At 70.2% G+C, this 16210-nt stretch carries 18 protein-coding genes and 1 pseudogene; 11 read left to right on the top strand and 8 right to left on the bottom strand.

Annotated features, from left to right (window positions below; all coding sequences use genetic code 11):
* Positions 1-50 precede the first annotated feature (50 nt).
* From CQ044_RS19860 to CQ044_RS12720, 4 genes and pseudogenes are all read left to right on the top strand, one after another.
* A pseudogene (locus CQ044_RS19860) lies at positions 51-449 on the top strand (GNAT family N-acetyltransferase); the annotation flags it as partial.
* A 114-nt stretch (positions 450-563) separates the two neighbouring features.
* A complete protein-coding gene (locus CQ044_RS19855) occupies positions 564-911 on the top strand; it encodes a metallopeptidase family protein (RefSeq protein WP_258133299.1) in 348 nt (115 codons plus the stop codon).
* Positions 908-1204 (top strand): ATP-dependent Clp protease adapter ClpS, encoded by a 297-nt coding sequence (clpS, locus tag CQ044_RS12725; RefSeq protein ID WP_082076505.1) that lies wholly within the window; start codon positions 908-910, stop codon positions 1202-1204. The genes CQ044_RS19855 and clpS overlap by 4 nt, the downstream gene beginning before the upstream one ends.
* A gap of 5 nt (positions 1205-1209) precedes the next feature.
* Positions 1210-1683 (top strand): DUF2017 family protein, encoded by a 474-nt coding sequence (locus CQ044_RS12720; RefSeq protein WP_105688806.1) that lies wholly within the window; start codon positions 1210-1212, stop codon positions 1681-1683.
* Positions 1684-1687: 4 nt separating this feature from the next.
* Here CQ044_RS12720 and CQ044_RS12715 read toward each other — a convergent pair whose 3' ends face one another.
* The 3 genes from CQ044_RS12715 to dinB all read right to left on the bottom strand — a co-directional run bounded on the left by CQ044_RS12715 (position 1688) and on the right by dinB (position 3918).
* Positions 1688-2269 carry a hypothetical protein gene (locus tag CQ044_RS12715; protein WP_105688805.1) on the bottom strand — a complete coding sequence of 194 codons (582 nt, stop codon included), beginning with the start codon at positions 2267-2269 and terminating at the stop codon, positions 1688-1690.
* Positions 2253-2585, bottom strand: a complete 333-nt coding sequence (locus tag CQ044_RS12710) for a hypothetical protein (protein WP_105688804.1) — start codon at positions 2583-2585, stop codon at positions 2253-2255. Before CQ044_RS12710 ends, CQ044_RS12715 begins: the two co-directional genes overlap by 17 nt.
* Before the next feature lie 79 nt (positions 2586-2664).
* Positions 2665-3918 (bottom strand): DNA polymerase IV, encoded by a 1254-nt coding sequence (gene dinB / locus CQ044_RS12705; RefSeq protein ID WP_105688803.1) that lies wholly within the window; start codon positions 3916-3918, stop codon positions 2665-2667.
* Between the two features lie 124 nt (positions 3919-4042).
* Here dinB and CQ044_RS12700 point away from each other — a divergent pair, with 124 nt between their 5' ends.
* Positions 4043-4417, top strand: a complete 375-nt coding sequence (locus CQ044_RS12700) for an SPW repeat protein (protein ID WP_045270543.1) — start codon at positions 4043-4045, stop codon at positions 4415-4417.
* Positions 4418-4484: 67 nt separating this feature from the next.
* The gene (locus tag CQ044_RS12695) at positions 4485-5105 is read left to right on the top strand and encodes a TetR/AcrR family transcriptional regulator (RefSeq protein ID WP_045270544.1); all 621 of its coding nucleotides are present in this window, start codon (positions 4485-4487) and stop codon (positions 5103-5105) included.
* Between the two features lie 37 nt (positions 5106-5142).
* Here CQ044_RS12695 and gatB read toward each other — a convergent pair whose 3' ends face one another.
* The 5 genes from gatB to CQ044_RS12670 all read right to left on the bottom strand — a co-directional run bounded on the left by gatB (position 5143) and on the right by CQ044_RS12670 (position 10164).
* Positions 5143-6657 carry an Asp-tRNA(Asn)/Glu-tRNA(Gln) amidotransferase subunit GatB gene (gatB, locus tag CQ044_RS12690; RefSeq protein WP_105688801.1) on the bottom strand — a complete coding sequence of 505 codons (1515 nt, stop codon included), beginning with the start codon at positions 6655-6657 and terminating at the stop codon, positions 5143-5145.
* A complete protein-coding gene (gene gatA, locus CQ044_RS12685; protein ID WP_105688800.1) occupies positions 6657-8210 on the bottom strand; it encodes an Asp-tRNA(Asn)/Glu-tRNA(Gln) amidotransferase subunit GatA in 1554 nt (517 codons plus the stop codon). The genes gatB and gatA overlap by 1 nt, the downstream gene beginning before the upstream one ends.
* Positions 8207-8506, bottom strand: a complete 300-nt coding sequence (gene gatC / locus CQ044_RS12680; RefSeq protein ID WP_045270547.1) for an Asp-tRNA(Asn)/Glu-tRNA(Gln) amidotransferase subunit GatC — start codon at positions 8504-8506, stop codon at positions 8207-8209. Before gatC ends, gatA begins: the two co-directional genes overlap by 4 nt.
* Positions 8507-8572: 66 nt before the next feature.
* A complete protein-coding gene (locus CQ044_RS12675) occupies positions 8573-9361 on the bottom strand; it encodes a hypothetical protein (RefSeq protein ID WP_105688799.1) in 789 nt (262 codons plus the stop codon).
* Between the two features lie 26 nt (positions 9362-9387).
* On the bottom strand, positions 9388-10164 hold the full coding sequence (locus tag CQ044_RS12670; RefSeq protein ID WP_181158309.1) for a FadR/GntR family transcriptional regulator: 777 nt from the start codon (positions 10162-10164) through the stop codon (positions 9388-9390).
* Between the two features lie 120 nt (positions 10165-10284).
* Between CQ044_RS12670 and CQ044_RS12665 the strand changes: the two genes are divergently transcribed.
* The 5 genes from CQ044_RS12665 (at position 10285) to CQ044_RS12645 (ending at position 16169) form a co-directional block, all read left to right on the top strand.
* Complete coding sequence (locus CQ044_RS12665; protein ID WP_105688797.1) at positions 10285-11367, top strand: ABC transporter ATP-binding protein; 1083 nt, start codon at positions 10285-10287, stop codon at positions 11365-11367.
* 47 nt (positions 11368-11414) lie between these two features.
* Positions 11415-12593, top strand: coding sequence for an ABC transporter substrate-binding protein (locus CQ044_RS12660; RefSeq protein WP_105688796.1), 1179 nt, complete (start codon positions 11415-11417; stop codon positions 12591-12593).
* 64 nt (positions 12594-12657) lie between these two features.
* Complete coding sequence (locus CQ044_RS12655) at positions 12658-13584, top strand: ABC transporter permease (RefSeq protein ID WP_105688795.1); 927 nt, start codon at positions 12658-12660, stop codon at positions 13582-13584.
* Between the two features lie 8 nt (positions 13585-13592).
* On the top strand, positions 13593-14393 hold the full coding sequence (locus CQ044_RS12650; protein WP_105688794.1) for an ABC transporter permease: 801 nt from the start codon (positions 13593-13595) through the stop codon (positions 14391-14393).
* Positions 14394-14468: 75 nt separating this feature from the next.
* Complete coding sequence (locus CQ044_RS12645) at positions 14469-16169, top strand: long-chain-fatty-acid--CoA ligase (RefSeq protein ID WP_105688793.1); 1701 nt, start codon at positions 14469-14471, stop codon at positions 16167-16169.
* Positions 16170-16210: the final 41 nt, after the last annotated feature.

Below are 16210 nucleotides of genomic sequence, written 5' to 3'. Positions count from 1 at the left end.
GAGCCGCACCGCCGCGGTCGCCCCTTCCGCAGGCCGGATAGCATCGAGGCATGGCTTCTTTCGTCCGCACCGCGACCGATGCCGACCTCGCGAAGCTGGCCGGGATCGAGGACGAGGCCGACGCGCTCTTCACCCCGCTGTTCGGCACCGCGCTCGCCGGCGGGGCGCCCTCCGGCGCCGCCCGCGCGGCGGAACCGGGCTTCGTCCTCGTCATCGCGGAGGAGGAGGGCGGCGCGCCTGTGGGCTTCGTGCACGTGCTCGAGGAGGACGGCCACGCGCACCTCGAACAGCTCTCCGTGCTGCCCTCGCATGCGCGCCGCGGGCACGGACGCGAACTGGTCGAGGCGGCTCTCGACGAAGCGGCCGACCGCGGCTACCTCGCCGTCACCCTGCGCACCTTCGCCGACGTGCCGTGGAACGCGCCGTTCTACGCGACGCTCGGCTTCACGGAGGAGGACTCCCCCGACCATCCGTTCTATCGCGCGCTCCTCGACACCGAGCAGCGGATCGGGCTGAACGACCTCGGACGCCGTGTGCACATGACGTTCGAGCTCTCCGGTGGCATGGAGATGGATCCGGAGCCGTTCGAAGAACTCGTCGCGGACGAACTCGACCGCCTGCCGGACGAGATGGTCGAGGGCCTCGAGAACCTGGTCTTCGTCGTCGAGGACCGGCCGGAGGACGGCTCCCTCGACCTGCTCGGGCTCTACGACGGCCTCGCGGTCACGGAGCGCGGGAACTACGGCATGGGAGAGCTTCCCGACCGGATCATCGTCTACCGAGAGCCGCACCTCGCCCAGTGCGCCGACGAGGAGGAGCTCCGCGCCGAGGTGCACACCACCCTCGTGCACGAGATCGCGCACTACTACGGGATCGACGACGCGCAGCTGCACGAGCTGGGGTGGGCATGAGCTCTCCTCTCCTCACCCCCGACGTCGATGAGCAGCTCGACCTGCAGGCCGCGCCCGCCGTGCCGTGGGAGCTCGTCGTCTGGGACGACCCGGTCAACCTGATGAGTTACGTGGTGCGCGTCTTCCGGACGTACTTCGGCTATCCGAAGGATCGGGCGACCCGCCTCATGATGGCCGTGCACAACGAGGGTCATGCGGTCGTGGCGATCGGCCCGCGCGAGACCATGGAGGTGCACGCCCAGGCGATGCACGACTACGGACTGTGGGCGACCGTGCGCCGGGCGGGAGAATGAGCGGGATGACCGGATCCGGGATCCATGTGCCGATGCAGTCGATCGAGGCCCAGCATCTCGCCGAGCTCGTCGAGCAGTTCCTCGACCTGCTCCGCGAGACCGAGATCGGCGCGGACGCCGCCCTGAGCCGTCTCACCCCCGCGGTGTACCCGGAGGACGCAGACGCATCGGCCGAGTTCGCGGATGCGACGAGCGCCGATCTGCTCGACCGGCGCGCCGCCGACGCCCGTGTGGTGCAGACCGGCCTCGGCGCTCTGGGCGAGGGCACGGAGGCGCCGGACGAACTGGTGCTCGCCCCCGCCGAGGTGGACGCGTGGCTGCGCACGCTCGCCGCGCTGCGGCTCGTCATCGCCTCGCGGCTCGGCATCGAGGACGACCCCGCTCCCGATCCGGAGGATCCCCGGCTCGGCGTCTACGAATGGCTGGGCTACCGGCTGGATCTGCTCGTCGAGGCCGCGGACGAGCTCGACGGCGTCTGACCGGTCACGGGATCGAGACCACCAGCGTGGCGAAACCGATCGGGTCGTCCCGTCGGATGTGCACCACCTCCTGCTTGGCCCAGCGCTCCCAATGCGGCCGGAAGAGCTCGCCGTCCCGATCCAGCGCACGGCGCTTGCGGCTCGGTTCGGGCGACTCCACCCACACCCGGACGTCGGCGATGCGCGCCGCCTTGGGCGTGAGCGCGCCGCAGCCTTCGAGGATCACGCCGCGCGAGGGATCCACCGCATAGCTCTCCGCGTATTCGCCGGCGTCCCAGTCGTAGCGCTGCCACGTGCCGACCAGGTCGCGTCCGTGCGGGCGGAGGATCTGCTCATAGGCGCGCTCGGCGCCGGCGTCCATGCCGTCCCAGCCCGGATAGATCGAGTCCAGTGCGATCAGCTGCGGATCCGTGCGCAGCGGCCAGTGCTCCGCGAGCAGCCGCGCGAGCGTGGACTTCCCCGCGCCGCTGCGCCCGTCCACGAGCACGACCGGATTCGACGCCTGCACGGCGCGCACGGCGTCCGCGATCCGGGAGACCGCCTCGCTCAACGCGCGTGCGACCGGATCGTCACTTCTTGAGGGCACGGATGATGCGGGAGATCGCGCGCCCGGCCACCCAGACGAAGGGCACCGCCACGGCCAGCAGCGAGACCAGGTTCGGCTCGAACCGCAGCCCCTCCTCGCGCCGCACGTACACGCCGAGCGGGATCGCGATGCCGCCGCCACCGCCGCCCTCACCCTCGGCCGTGCCCTCGGCACCGCCGGAGCCTCCGCCGAAGCCGGAGAAGGTCAGGGCGACCGGAGTGAAGGACGCGCCGTCCACCTCCTGCGTCTCGCCGTAGGCGCTCTTGACGCCGAAGGACGCGGAGTTCTTGCCAAGCTCGAGTGCGATGTGCGGCATGCGTCCACGCTAGCCCACCCGCGCGACCTCGACCACCGGCCGCTGCCGTTCAGAGGGTCCGCCCGGCATCGCGCCGGGATCAGTCCAGCCCGTGCGCGCGGGGATGCGGTGCCGCCCCGCGTCCGGCCCGCGCGCCCAGATGCCGGGCGCGCGTGACCATCCCGGATCCGAACTTCGCCTGAGCACTGTCGAGCGCGTCTTCCACCCGACGCCACTCGGCGTCGTCGTCCCACAGCCCCAGCGCGCCGCCGGCATCCGTCAGCCGCTCGGCGCGCACGCCCACCAGCCGCACCGGGTCCCGCCGGTCGATCGCCTCGAAGAGCGTGCGCGCCACCTCGCCGATGCGCTGGCCGACCGAGGTCGGCTCAGGAAGAGTCTGGGACCGGCTCAGGGTCGTGAAGTCCGAGAAGCGGATCTTGATCGCCACGGTCCCGGCCTCCCAGCCCGCCCTCCGCAGTCGCGCGGCGACCCGGTCGGCGAGGCGCAGCAGTTCGGAGCGGAGCGCCTCGCGGTCGGAGACGTCGATGTCGAACGTCTCCTCGTGCCCGACGCTCTTCTCCACGCGGTTCGTCTCGATGCCCCGCGGATCCCGCCCCTCGGCGAGGTCGCCCAGGCGCTGCGCGAGCGCCGGACCGACCGCCCGCTCGAGGGCGGACGCGGGAGTGGCGCGGATGTCTCGGATGAGCCGGATGCCGCGCGATTCCAGGGCCTCCGCCGTCTTCGGCCCGACGCCCCACATCGCGCGCACCGGCTTGGTGGCGAGGAAGTCGAGCGTGTCGGCCGCGGCGACGATGAGCAGTCCGTCGGGCTTGGACATGGTCGAGGCCATCTTGGCGACGTGCTTGGTGGCGGCGACCCCCACGCTGCAGCTGATCCCCACCTCATCCTGCACGCGCTCCCGGATCATGGCGCCGATCCGCCCTGGACTCCCCCAGAGCCGCCGGACGCCCCGCACATCGAGGAAGGCCTCGTCGATCGAGAGCGGCTCGACGAGAGGGGTGACCTGCTCGAAGATCGCCATGACCTTCTGCGACACGTCGCGGTACTTCGTGAAGTCGGGCGGCACGATCCGCGCCGTCGGGCAGAGCCGGATCGCCTGCGCCACCGGCATCGCCGACCGCACGCCGTAGCGCCGCGCCTCGTAGGAGGCGCTCGAGACCACGGAGCGCCCATCCGGGGCACCGATGATCAGCGGGAGTCCGCGCAGCGAAGGATCGTGCAGCACCTCGACGGCGGCGTAGAACGCGTCCATGTCGACGTGCAGGATCCCCGTCCCGCTGTCATCGGCGCCGAGCGCCGAGACGATCCGTCCTGACCCGTCGCCTCGTCCCATGCATCCATTCTCCCGGAGGTCGCCGACATCGGATTCGCACTCTTTGACCGGTCGGTCAATCAAAGCGGTAGAATCGTGGCGACCCCCATTCGGGAGCCATCTGACTGCAAGGAGGATGAGTTCTATGAAGAAGTGGACACGCTGGCAGGACTGGGTGGCCGTCGCCGCCGGACTGGTCGCGGTCGTGGCGGGCATCATGATGACGCCCGGCATGGGCATGTCGATGACCATGATGATCGTCCTGGGCGTCTTGATGATCGCTGCCGGGGTATGGAGCCTCGCAGCTCCCGGTCTCGTGTCGATGGAGTGGATCCTCGCCGCGATCGGCGCGCTGCTCTTCATCTCCCCATGGATCGGCTCCTACGCCGGAGATGCGGGGCCCGCCTGGACCTCGTGGATCTGCGGAGCCGTCTGCGCGGCCGCAGGGCTCTGGGCACTGGTGCCCGCCGAGAAGGCCCACCGTGCTTCGCACGGCGGCCCCACGGCGGCTCACGCGTGACCTGCACGGTCGCACAGGGTGCGGGACGCGGGGAAACCCCCGTCCCGCACCGTCGCGAGGAGGCACGATGACCGAGAACTCCGATGCCGGCGACACCCGCACCCGGATCCTCGACGCCGCCGAGACCCTGTTCGCCCGCCTCGGCTTCGACGGCACGTCCACGGCCCGGATCGCGCACGCCGCGGCGGTGCCCAAGGGCCTGCTCTTCTACTACTTTCCGGCCAAGCCCGATATCCTCGCGGCCCTCATCGATGAGCGCCTCCGCACCGCCGCCCTCGATGCGGGACCGCTCGCGGTGCGCGGAGACCCCGTTCAGACGCTGATGAACGTGGGCGAGCGGGTGCTGCGCGATCGGGAGGCGTCGGATGTGCTGCGCGAGATCCTCTGGCACGAGTCCCACGTGCGTCCGGAGGTCGCGAAAGCACTCTCCCGCTACCGCCGCGCGCTGCACGACACGGTCGAGCGCGCGCTGACGGCGTGCCTGCCCGCCGGAACGGATCGCGGCGCCGTCAGGGCCGCCGCCGACGCCTGGTCGGCGACGATCACCGCACGACCCCTCGACGCCGCCTCCGACGAGAGTCCGGAGGAACAGCGCCGCAGGCTGCACGAGCCGGCCAGCCTGCGCGCGATCGCCCGCGTGCTCGGCGCCGGCCTTCAGGCCGCAACGCTCAAGGGCGCCGCACTCTGAGTGCGGCGCCCTTGAGCGTGTACGGGGCGGGTCGTCGCTACTGCGCGGCGCGCTCCAGGATGAGCTCGCGCACGCGGGCGGCATCCGCCTGCCCCTTCATCGCCTTCATCACGGCGCCGATCACGGCGCCGGCGGCCTGCACCTTGCCGTCCTTGATCTTGGCCATCACGTCGGGCTGAGCGGCGAGGGCCTCGTCGATCGCGGCGATGAGCGCGCCGTCGTCGGAGACGACCGCGAGCCCACGGGCGTCGACGACCTGCTGCGGGGTGCCCTCGCCGGCGATGACGCCCTCGAGCACCTGGCGTGCGAGCTTGTCCGTCAGCGTGCCGGCGTCGACGAGCTGCTGCAGCGCGGCGACCGATGCCGGGGCGATCAGCGACCCGGCGTCGACCTCGCGCTCGTTGGCGATACGACTGATCTCACCGGTCCACCACTTCCGGGCGGCGTCGGCGGTCGTGCCCGCGGCGATGGTCGCCTCGACCTCGTCGAGCAGGCCGGCGTTCACCACTCCCTGGAACTCGATGTCGCCGAAGCCCCAGTCGGCCTTGAGGCGACGGCGACGCGCGACGGGCTGCTCCGGCAGCACGGCACGCAGCTCCTCGACGAGAGCAGGGTCCGGTCGGACCGGAAGCAGATCGGGCTCCGGGAAGTACCGGTAGTCGTCCGCGTCGGACTTGGGGCGTCCCGGCGACGTGGTGCCGGTGTCCTCGTGCCAGTGCCGGGTCTCCTGCGTGATCGTGCCGCCGTCGGCGAGGATCGCCGCCTGCCGCTGGATCTCGTAGCGCACGGCGCGTTCGACGGAGCGCATCGAGTTGACGTTCTTCGTCTCGGTGCGGGTGCCGAGCTTCTCCTGGCCGCGGGGACGCAGGGAGACGTTCGCGTCGCAGCGCAGGTTGCCGCGCTCCAGACGCGCCTCGGAGATGCCGAGGCCCCGCACGATGTCGCGGATCGTGGCGACGTACGCCTTCGCGAGCTCGGGGGCGCTGTGCTCGGCGCCGAAGATCGGCTTGGTCACGATCTCGACGAGCGGCACGCCGGCGCGGTTGTAGTCGACGAGCGAGTACTCCGCGCCCTGGATGCGACCGGTCGCGCCGCCCATGTGGGTGAGCTTGCCGGCATCCTCCTCCATGTGCGCGCGCTCGATCGGGATCGTCACGAGCGTCCCGTCCTCGAGCTCGACCTCGACGGATCCCTCGAACGCGATCGGCTCGTCGTACTGCGAGATCTGATAGTTCTTGCCGAGGTCGGGGTAGAAGTAGTTCTTCCGCGCGAACCGGCAGGACTCGGCGATCGAGCAGCCGAGCGCGAGGCCCAGGCTGATCGACGAGCGCACGGCCGTCTCGTTCACGACGGGGAGGGAGCCGGGAAGCCCCAGATCCACCGGCGCGATGAGAGTGTTCGGCTCCGCGTCGTGGTTGCGCTCGTTCGCCGGGTTCGGGGCGTCGGAGAACATCTTGGTCTCGGTGTTGAGCTCGACATGCACCTCGAAGCCGAGCACCGGCTCGAACAGCTCGAGCGCCTTGTCGAAGTCCATGAGCTTCACGGCGGCCATCAGATGCCCTCTCCCATCGGTCCCTGTGCTTCGACAGGCTCAGCAACCGTTCTCAAAGCCGGGGCGCGGTCGAGCAGCGGCCCGCCCCAGGCGTCGACGAGCAGCGTCTCCAGTGCGGCGCCGACCCGGTACAGGCGTGCGTCCTCGCGGGCGGGGGCGAGGAACTGGATGCCGACCGGCAGGCCGTCCTCCTCCGCCAAGCCCGACGGGATCGAGATCCCGGGCACGCCGGCGAGGTTCGCCGGGATCGTGGTGAGGTCGTTGAGGTACATCTGCAGCGGGTCGTCGATCTTCTCGCCGAGCTTGAACGCCGTGGTCGGCGCGGACGGCGTCGCGATGACGTCGACCTGCGCGAACGCGGCGTCGAAGTCCTGCTGGATGAGCGTGCGCACCTTCTGCGCGCTCCCGTAGTAGGCGTCGTAGTAGCCGGCCGACAGGGCGTAGGTGCCGAGGATGATGCGGCGCTTCACCTCGGGGCCGAAGCCGACCTCGCGGGTGAGCGACATGACGTCCTCGACCGTGCCGCCGCCGTCGGGCGTGACGCGCAGACCGAAGCGCACCGAGTCGAACTTCGCCAGGTTGCTGGAGGCCTCGGCGGGCAGGATCAGGTAGTAGGCGGCGACGCCGTACTCGAAGTGCGGGGCCGAGATCTCGACGATCTCCGCACCCTGCGCCTCCATCTGCTTCAGCGCGGCGTGGAACGAGCTCGCGACTCCCGCCTGGAAGCCGGAGTCGGGCAGCTCCTTGATGACGCCCACCTTGAGACCCTTGAGGACCTGTCCGGTCGCACCCTCGCGCGCCGCCTCGGCGAACGACGGCCACGCATCGGGGAGGGACGTCGAGTCCTTCGGGTCGTGACCGCCGATCACGTCGTGCAGCAGGCCGGCGTCGAGGACGGTGCGGCTCACGGGGCCGACCTGGTCGAGGCTCGACGCGAGGGCGATCGCGCCGTACCGGCTGACGCCGCCGTAGGTCGGCTTGATGCCGACCGTGCCGGTGACGTGCGCGGGCTGGCGGATGGAGCCGCCGGTGTCGGAGCCGAGGGCGATCGGTGCCTCGAAGGCGGCGACGGCCGCAGCCGAGCCTCCGCCGGAGCCGCCCGGGATCCGGTCCAGGTCCCACGGGTTGTGCGTGGGACCGTACGCGGAGTGCTCGGTGGAGGATCCCATCGCGAACTCGTCCATGTTGGTCTTGCCGATGCCGACGAGGCCGGCGGCGCGCGCCCGGGCGACGACGGTCGCGTCGAACGGCGAGCGATAGCCCTCGAGGATCCGGGAGCCGCTCGTGGAGGGCTGGTCGGTCGTGACGAGCACGTCCTTGATGGCGAGCGGCACGCCGGCCAGTTCGCCCAGGCTCTCCCCCGCCGCGCGGCGGCGGTCGATGTCGGCGGCGGCGTCGAGCGCGTGCTCGTTGACATGCAGGAAGGCGTGCACATCGCCGTCGACGGCGGCGATGCGGTCGAGGTGGGCCTGCGTCGCCTCGACGCTCGACACCTCGCCCGCCGCCAGCTTGGCGCCGAGTTCGGCGGCGGTCCAGCGGATGATCTCGCTCACTGCTCTTCTCCCAGGATCGCGGTGACGCGGAAGCGGTCACCGTCGGCGTCCGGCGCGTTCTGCAGCGCCTGCGCGGTGGTGAGGGTCTGACCCACGACGTCCTCGCGGAAGACGTTGTGCATCGCGATCGGGTGGCTCGTCGCGGCGATGTCGGGCGTCGCCACCTCCGAGACCTTCGCGATGTTGTCGACGATGGCGTCCAGCTGACCGGTCAGCTGCGTCACCTCGTCGTCGGAGAGCTGGATGCGCGCGAGCACGCCGAGATGGCGTACGAGATCAGGGGTGATTTCAGACACCAGGACAGTCTAGCCAGCGGGCTGTCGCTCCCCCGCCCGCTGAACCGCTGCCCCGCCGCCAGGGCCTCAGCCCTGCAGCACGAGGATCAGCGCGGTGTCGCCGCAGCGCGAGACGCGCACCCCCTCAGCGCCGCCCGCGGGCTCGGCCCCCGAGCGCAGGGCGGCGAGCGCGCTCTGCACGTCGTCGCCGCGCAGCAGCGTCCCCGTCACGCGGTGCGAGTCGCTCGAGGCCACCACTCGGCCCGACGCGTTGACGATGGTGCCGGTGCCCGCGGCGTCGCGCAGGATCGGCAGGATCACGCGCTCCAGGCGCGACACGTGCACGTCGATGCCGACCACGCCGACCATGCGCCCCTCGTGAACGACCGGCGTCGTCACCGTGACCGTGTAGTCGTCGGTGCACAGGTAGTCGACGTAGGGGCCTGTGACGTGACGCCGGCCGGTGCGCTCCGGCACCTTCCACCACTCCAGCTGCCGGTAGTCGCGGAACTGGTCGGAGTCCGGGTCGTTCACCGCCTCCAACCGGCGCACGCCGCCGCGGTCGCCGCGGTCGAGGCCGTGGATCTCCCGGAGCCACCAGGCCAGATGCCAGGGCGCGTCTGCGAAGACGCCCGGGGTGGCGACGAAGCCGGCCCCGGTGACGAGCCCTCCTGGCGCTTCGAGCGCGGGTCTCGCCAGCGCCTCCATGAAGGGATCCAGCACGGAGGCGGCAGGGGCGGCCCCGTGCTCTGCGAAGGCGCGGAACTCGTCCTGCACCGCGGTGCGCCATCCCTCCACGAGCGCGAACAGAGGCGCGAATGTGGCCTCGATGCGGTCGGCGATGCGTGCGTCATGCTCGGCGACAGTGCCGGTCATCTCGCGCTCCTTCTGTGTGTTCGATCTCACGCCCGTGCAGATGCGACGGCCTCTGCCGCCGTCTCCAACCGGGACTTCTCATCCAGCAGCCACTCGACGCCGCCCGCGATGCGGCGGACGGCGATGGCTCTCGCAGCCTCGGTATCGGCCGCGCCGATCGCATCGACCTCCGCCTGCCGTGCGGCGCGGCTGCGCATACGGTTGTCCTCCTCGCGCAGTCCCAGCCAGATCAGCGATCCGATCTCCGCCTGCAGGCGCAGTTCCTCGCGCACGAGTCGCGGCGACTGGCTGAGAGCTGCGACCTCAAGCTGGAACCGCGCGACCGCGCGCCGCGCCCCGCCCGCCGTGGAGAGGTCCTCCTGCTCCTCGAGCTCGCGCAGGCCCTGCACATCGTCCTCTCCGGCGCGGTCTGCCGCGAGCTCTGCGGCCATGCCCGCGATCGCCGCGTAGTGCATGGACGCGTCCCGCAGCTCGACCCGGCTGACCGCGCGGATCCGCTCGTCGGTGAAACGCCGGGCGGTATCGGGATCGAACGTGACGAAGCTGCCGCCGTCGCGACCCCGCCTGGTCTCGATGAGGCCGGCGTCGCGCAGCGCTTCGAGCGCCTCTCGCGCGGTGACCACGGCGACGCCGAGTCGCCGCCCCAGCTGCGACTCGCTGGGCAGCCGTTCCCCGTCGTGCAGCACGCCGGAGGTGATCGCGTCCTGCAGCCGGCGCTCCACGATCTCGGCCCGCCCGATGTCCGACAGAGGCGCGAAGACGGCCGACCGCGCGGGATCCACACCTGCCGACACCTGTGCCACGCCGCTCTCCTCTCGGGGCTGTGAGACGACGGTAACACGAGTGTTGACAAAATCCTCTGTTCCCATATGATTCCAAACATCTACTAACAGAGGATTAGTCCTCGCATCGAAGGAGATGTGATGGCCGACAAGCCCGTCGCGATCAGACTCACCGGACTCACCCGTGCATTCGGATCCGTCACCGCCGTCGACGGCGTGGATCTGGAGATCGCCGAGGGAGAGTTCTTCTCCATGCTCGGACCATCAGGATCCGGCAAGACCACCGTGCTGCGCCTCATCGCCGGTTTCGAGCAGCCCACCTCCGGCACGGTCGAGCTGTTCGGGGAGGACGTGACGACGAAGGCGCCGTTCGACCGCGACGTCAACACGGTGTTCCAGGACTACGCGCTGTTCCCGCACATGACGGTGCTCGACAACGTCGCCTACGGACTGCGCGTGCGCGGCGTCCGCGCGAAGGAACGCCGCGAGCGCGCCCGGAGAGCGCTCGCGAGTGTGCGGTTGGAGCACGTCGCGGATCGCAAGCCCAGCCAGCTCTCGGGCGGCCAGCGGCAGCGGGTGGCGCTCGCCCGCGCCACCGTCGTCGAGCCCAAGGTCCTGCTGCTGGACGAGCCGCTCGGAGCGCTGGATCTGAAACTGCGCGAGCAGATGCAGGTCGAGCTGAAGCAGATCCAGCGCGATCTCGGCATCACGTTCATCTTCGTGACCCACGACCAGGAGGAGGCGCTCACGCTCTCCGACCGGATCGCGGTGTTCAGCGCAGGACGGATCGAGCAGCTGGGAACGCCGTTCGAGCTGTACGAGCAGCCGGCGTCGCGGTTCGTCGCCGATTTCGTCGGCACCTCGAATCTCTTCGACGACGTCACGAGCGAGCTCGTGCTCGGCCGCGCGGGGCACCACTCGCTCCGCCCCGAGAAGCTGGTGGTCTCCCCCGCGGCTTCGGCCGAGCCCGGATCCCGGTCCGCCGCGGGCGTCGTCGCGGAGGCCATCTACCTCGGCTCCGGCGTGCGTCTCGTGGTCGACCTCGACCAGGGCCCGCGCGTCACCGTCCTCCAGCAGAACGTCGGCGGGCACGCGCACGGCGACCACGGCGACCGCGTGTTCGTCTCCTGGCGGGAGGCCGATGTGGTGGCGCTCGGCGACGCCCCGATCGCCGCGCAGAACGACACCCCGTCCCGCACCATCCGCACGGTCGGCGCCCGCTGACCCGCACCCCTCGCATCCACGCACGCAGAAGAACGAAGGAGTATCCCATGCGAAAGAACACCCTCAAGGCCCTCGCGGCCATCGGCCTGGCATCGGCGGTGATCGCCGCCCTGACCGGCTGCGGCACCGCAGGATCCGGCGGGGGCGGCGCCGCCGGAGGACCGGCCGACAAGCTCGGCAAGACCGAGGGCGCGGTGAAGATCCTCGCCTGGCCCGGGTACGTGGAGGACGGCTCGAACGATCCGAACGTCGATTGGGTCTCGGACTTCACCAAGGCGACCGGCTGCAAGGTCGAGGCGAAGACGTTCGGCACGTCGGACGAGGCCCTGAACCTCATGAAGACGGGCGACTACGACGTCATCTCCGCCTCCGGCGACGCCTCGCTGCGCCTCGTCGCGTCGGGGGACGTGGCCGAGGTCAACACGAAGCTGCTGAAGAACTACGACGGGATCTTCCCGTTCCTCAAGGATCGCGCCTGGAACACGGTCGACGGGAAGCACTACGGCGTCCCGCACGGCTACGGCGCCAACCTGCTCATGTACAGCACCGAGGCGTTCCCGACCGCACCCACCTCGTGGGATGTCGTCTTCGACAAGGCCTCGGCGCATCAGGGCAAGATCACCGCCTACGACTCCCCCATCTACATCGCGGACGCGGCGGTCTACCTCATGGCGCACAAGCCGGAGCTCAAGATCAAGAACCCCTACGCGCTGGACCAGAAGCAGTTCGACGCCGCGGTGTCCCTACTCAAAGAGCAGCGTCCGAACATCAGCGAGTACTGGGGCGACTACCTCAAGGAGGTGCAGTCCTTCCAGTCCGGCGACAGCGTCGCCGGCACCACCTGGCAGGTGATCCAGAACACGCTCGAGGGCGAAGGCGCCAAGACCGCGGTCGTGCTGCCCAGCGAGGGAGCCACGGGCTGGAGCGACACCTGGATGATCTCCTCCAAGGCGAAGAACCCGAACTGCGCGTACGCGTGGCTGGACTACATCTCGAGCCCGAAGGCGAACGCCCAGGCCACCGCCTTCTTCGGCGAGGCCCCCTCGAGCGAGAAGGCCTGCGACTTCCGCGACGACTGCGCGTCGTACCACGCGGGTGACGCCGACTACGCGAGCAAGATCTGGTACTGGACCACCCCGATCGCGAAGTGCCTGGACGGCCGCACCGATGTGAAGTGCATCGACTACGCGGGCTGGACCACGGCCTGGCAGCAGATCCGGAACTGATCGGATCCGGTCGCCCGGGGCCTCGCGCTCCGGGCGACCGGGACCGGGATTCGAAAGGCCCGTCATGACCACCATCGCACCGGCGAAGACGCCGCCGCGCACCGCGATCCCCTCCCCGCGCCGTTCCGCGGCGCGACGCGGATCCGTCTACCTCTCCGCGCACCCGCGCGCCCGTCTCGCCCTGCTCCTGTCGGCCCCGCTGTTCTGGCTGGGAGCCGTGTACGTCGTCGCTCTGGCGCTGCTGCTCGTCACCGCGTTCTGGACCACCGACACGTACACGGGGCAGATCCGCACCGAGTTCACCCTCGACAACGTGGTGACGGTCGTCACCGACGCGTTCTACCAGGGCATCACGCTGCGCACGGTCGGGATCGCGCTCGCCGTGACCCTGATCGACGTCGCCCTCGCGCTGCCGATCGCCTACTTCATGGCGATGGTGGCGTCCCCCGCCCTGCAGCGCACCCTGGTCGTGCTCGTGCTGACCCCGCTCTGGGCCTCGTACCTCGTCAAGGCCTTCGCCTGGCGCTCCGTGCTCTCCAGCGACGGCATCCTGGACTGGCTGCTGCGTCCCTTCGGCGGGAGCACTCCCGGCTACGGCATCACGGCGACGATCATCACGCTCTCGTACCTGTGGCTGCCGTACGTCATCCTGCCCATCTACGCCGGGCTGGAGCGGGTGCCGAGCTCGCTGCTGGAGGCCTCCGGCGATCTGGGAGGGCGCAGCTGGGCGACCCTGCGCCTGGTGGTCTGGCCGATGGCCCTGCCCGCGATCATCGCCGGCACCATCTTCAGCTTCTCGCTGTCGCTCGGCGACTACATCACGATCGGCATCGTGGGCGGAGGCGCTCAGATGCTCGGCACGCTCGTCTATCAGGACATCGGCGCGGCGAACAACCTGCCGCTCGCGAGCGCGATCGCCCTCATCCCGATCGTCATCATCTTCGGCTACCTGTTCCTCGTGCGCCGCACCGGCGCGCTGGACAACCTGTAGGAGTCATCGTGCGCATCTCCCTCGGAACCAGAGTCACCCTCGGCGTCGTCACCACGGTGATCCTCGCGGTCGTGTACGTGCCGCTGCTGGTCGTCCTGGTCAACTCGTTCTCCACATCGTCCTCGCTCACCTGGCCTCCCCCCGGCTTCACGCTGGAGTGGTGGGGCCGGGCGTTCCGCAGCGACGGCGCGCTGGAGGCGGTCGGCACCAGCGCCCTGGTCGCGCTGATCTCGTCGGCCCTCGCGCTCGTCCTCGGCACGATGCTGTCCTTCGCGCTGCAGCGGTTCTCATTCTTCGGCCGAAACACGGTGAACCTGCTCGTGATCCTTCCGATCGCGCTGCCCGGCATCATCACCGGCATCGCGCTGAACAACCTGTTCCGTACGATCCTCGGCGTGCCGCTGTCGATCTGGACAGTGATCATCGCGCACACCACGTTCTGCATCGTCACCGTGTTCAACAACGCGGTCGCCCGGCTGCGGCGCATGGGCACCTCGTTCGAAGAGGCCTCGGCCGACCTCGGCGCCGGAATCTGGACGACGTTCCGGCTCGTGACCTTCCCGCAGCTGCGCTCCGCCCTGCTCACCGGAGGACTGCTCGCCTTCGCGCTGTCCTTCGACGAGATCGTGGTGACGACCTTCACGGCCGGATCCGGGGTGCGGACGCTGCCGATGTTCATCATCGACAACGTCGCCCGCCCCAACCAGGCGCCGATCGTCTCCGTCATCGCCGTCGTGCTGGTCGTCGTCTCGATCGTGCCGATCGCCCTGGCGCAGAAACTCTCCGGCAGCGAGCAGCAGCGCCGGTGAGGTGCTCCGGGCGGCGCGAAGGGGGTGGCGTCGCCCGGAGCGCGATCGCTGCGGCCTCAGGCATAGGCTGAGCAGGTGACGACGTTCGTTCCTCCGCGCCCCTGGACCGCCAGCTACGCCGAGGGGGTGCCGGAGGATCTCGACGAGGTCGCCGGATCCCTCGTCGACATCGTCGAGGCATCGGCCCGCGACTATCCGGACGCCCCGGCGCTGCAGTTCTTCGGGCGGACCACGTCGTACCGCGACCTGCAGGCCGCGATCGATCGTGCGGCCGCGGGGCTGAAGGCGCTCGGCGTGAAGGCCGGGGATCCGGTCGCGATCGTGCTGCCGAACTGTCCGCAGCACATCATCGCGTTCTACGCGGTCCTGCGCCTGGGCGCCGTGGCCGTGGAGCACAACCCGCTGTACACGCCGCGCGAGCTGCGCAAGCAGTTCGAGGACCACGGCGCGAAGCACGCGATCGTCTGGAACAAGGTCGTCGCGTCGGTGCAGGAGTTCCCTGCGGACCTCGCCGTCACGAACCTCATCTCGGTCGACGTCACGCGCGCGATGCCCGCGCTCACGCGGTTCGCGCTGCGTCTGCCGGTCGCGAAGGCACGCGAGTCCAGGGAGGCGCTCACCACCCGGGTCCGGGGCACCGTCACCTGGGAATCCGTCGTCGGGTACTCCCCGCTCCCCTCGTCGCACCCGCGTCCCGCAACCGACGACCTGGCGATCATCCAGTACACGTCCGGCACCACGGGCACCCCGAAGGGCGCCTCGTTGACGCACCGCAACCTGCTCGCCAATGCGGCGCAGGCCCAGGCGTGGGTGCCTTCGATCACGCGCGGGAACGGCTGCGTCGTGTACGCCGTGCTGCCGATGTTCCACGCCTACGGGCTCACGCTCTGCCTCACGTTCGCGATGTCCATGGGGGCGCGCCTCGTGCTGTTCCCCAAGTTCGACCCCGATCTCGTGCTCGACGTGGTGAAGAAGCACCCCGCGACGTTCCTGCCGCTCGTGCCGCCGATCGCGGACCGCCTGCTCAAGGCTGCGACCGCCCAGGGTGTGTCGCTCGCCGGCATCGAGGTGGCGATCTCGGGCGCGATGGCTCTGCCGCACGAGCTCGTGGTCCCGTTCGAGCAGGCCACCGGGGGCTATCTCGTCGAGGGATACGGCCTGAGCGAGTGCTCGCCCGTGCTCATGGCGAACCCCGTCGCGGACAACCGCGTACCAGGCACGGTGGGTCTCCCGCTGCCCGGCACCGAGTGCCGCGTGGTGGATCCGGACGAGCCGACGAAGGACGTCGAGCCCGGGCAGCCCGGCGAGCTCGTCGTCCGCGGACCGCAGGTGTTCTCCGGCTACTACGGCAAGCCGGAGGAGACGGAGGCCGTGTTCGCCGACGGCTGGTTCCGCACCGGCGACATCGTCACGATCGACGAAGGCGGATTCGTGCGCATCGTCGACCGGATCAAGGAGCTCATCATCACCGGCGGCTTCAACGTCGCCCCCACCGAGGTCGAGGGTGCGCTGCGCCAGCACCCGGATGTCGTCGATGCCGCGGTCGTCGGGCTTCCCAGCGAGCACTCCGGCGAGGAGGTCGTCGCAGCGATCGTCGTGGATCCGGGCGCGAACATCGACGTCGAGGCGATCCGCGAGTTCGCCCGCGGGATCCTCACTCCCTACAAGGTGCCGCGCCGCATCTTCGTCGTCGACGAGCTGCCGACCTCGCTCATCGGCAAGGTGCTGCGCCGCCAGGTCAAGGAGCGCCTGGTCGCACTGACCTCTGGGAGCTGACCCGTCCGCCTGTTTCAGAGCGCGCAATTGGCTCTATTCCG

The organism is Microbacterium sp. MYb64, assembly GCF_002979495.1.
GTDB lineage: Bacteria > Actinomycetota > Actinomycetes > Actinomycetales > Microbacteriaceae > Microbacterium > Microbacterium azadirachtae_A.
Note: the sequence above shows the minus strand (reverse complement) of the source record. Positions and strands in the feature narration are given on the sequence as shown.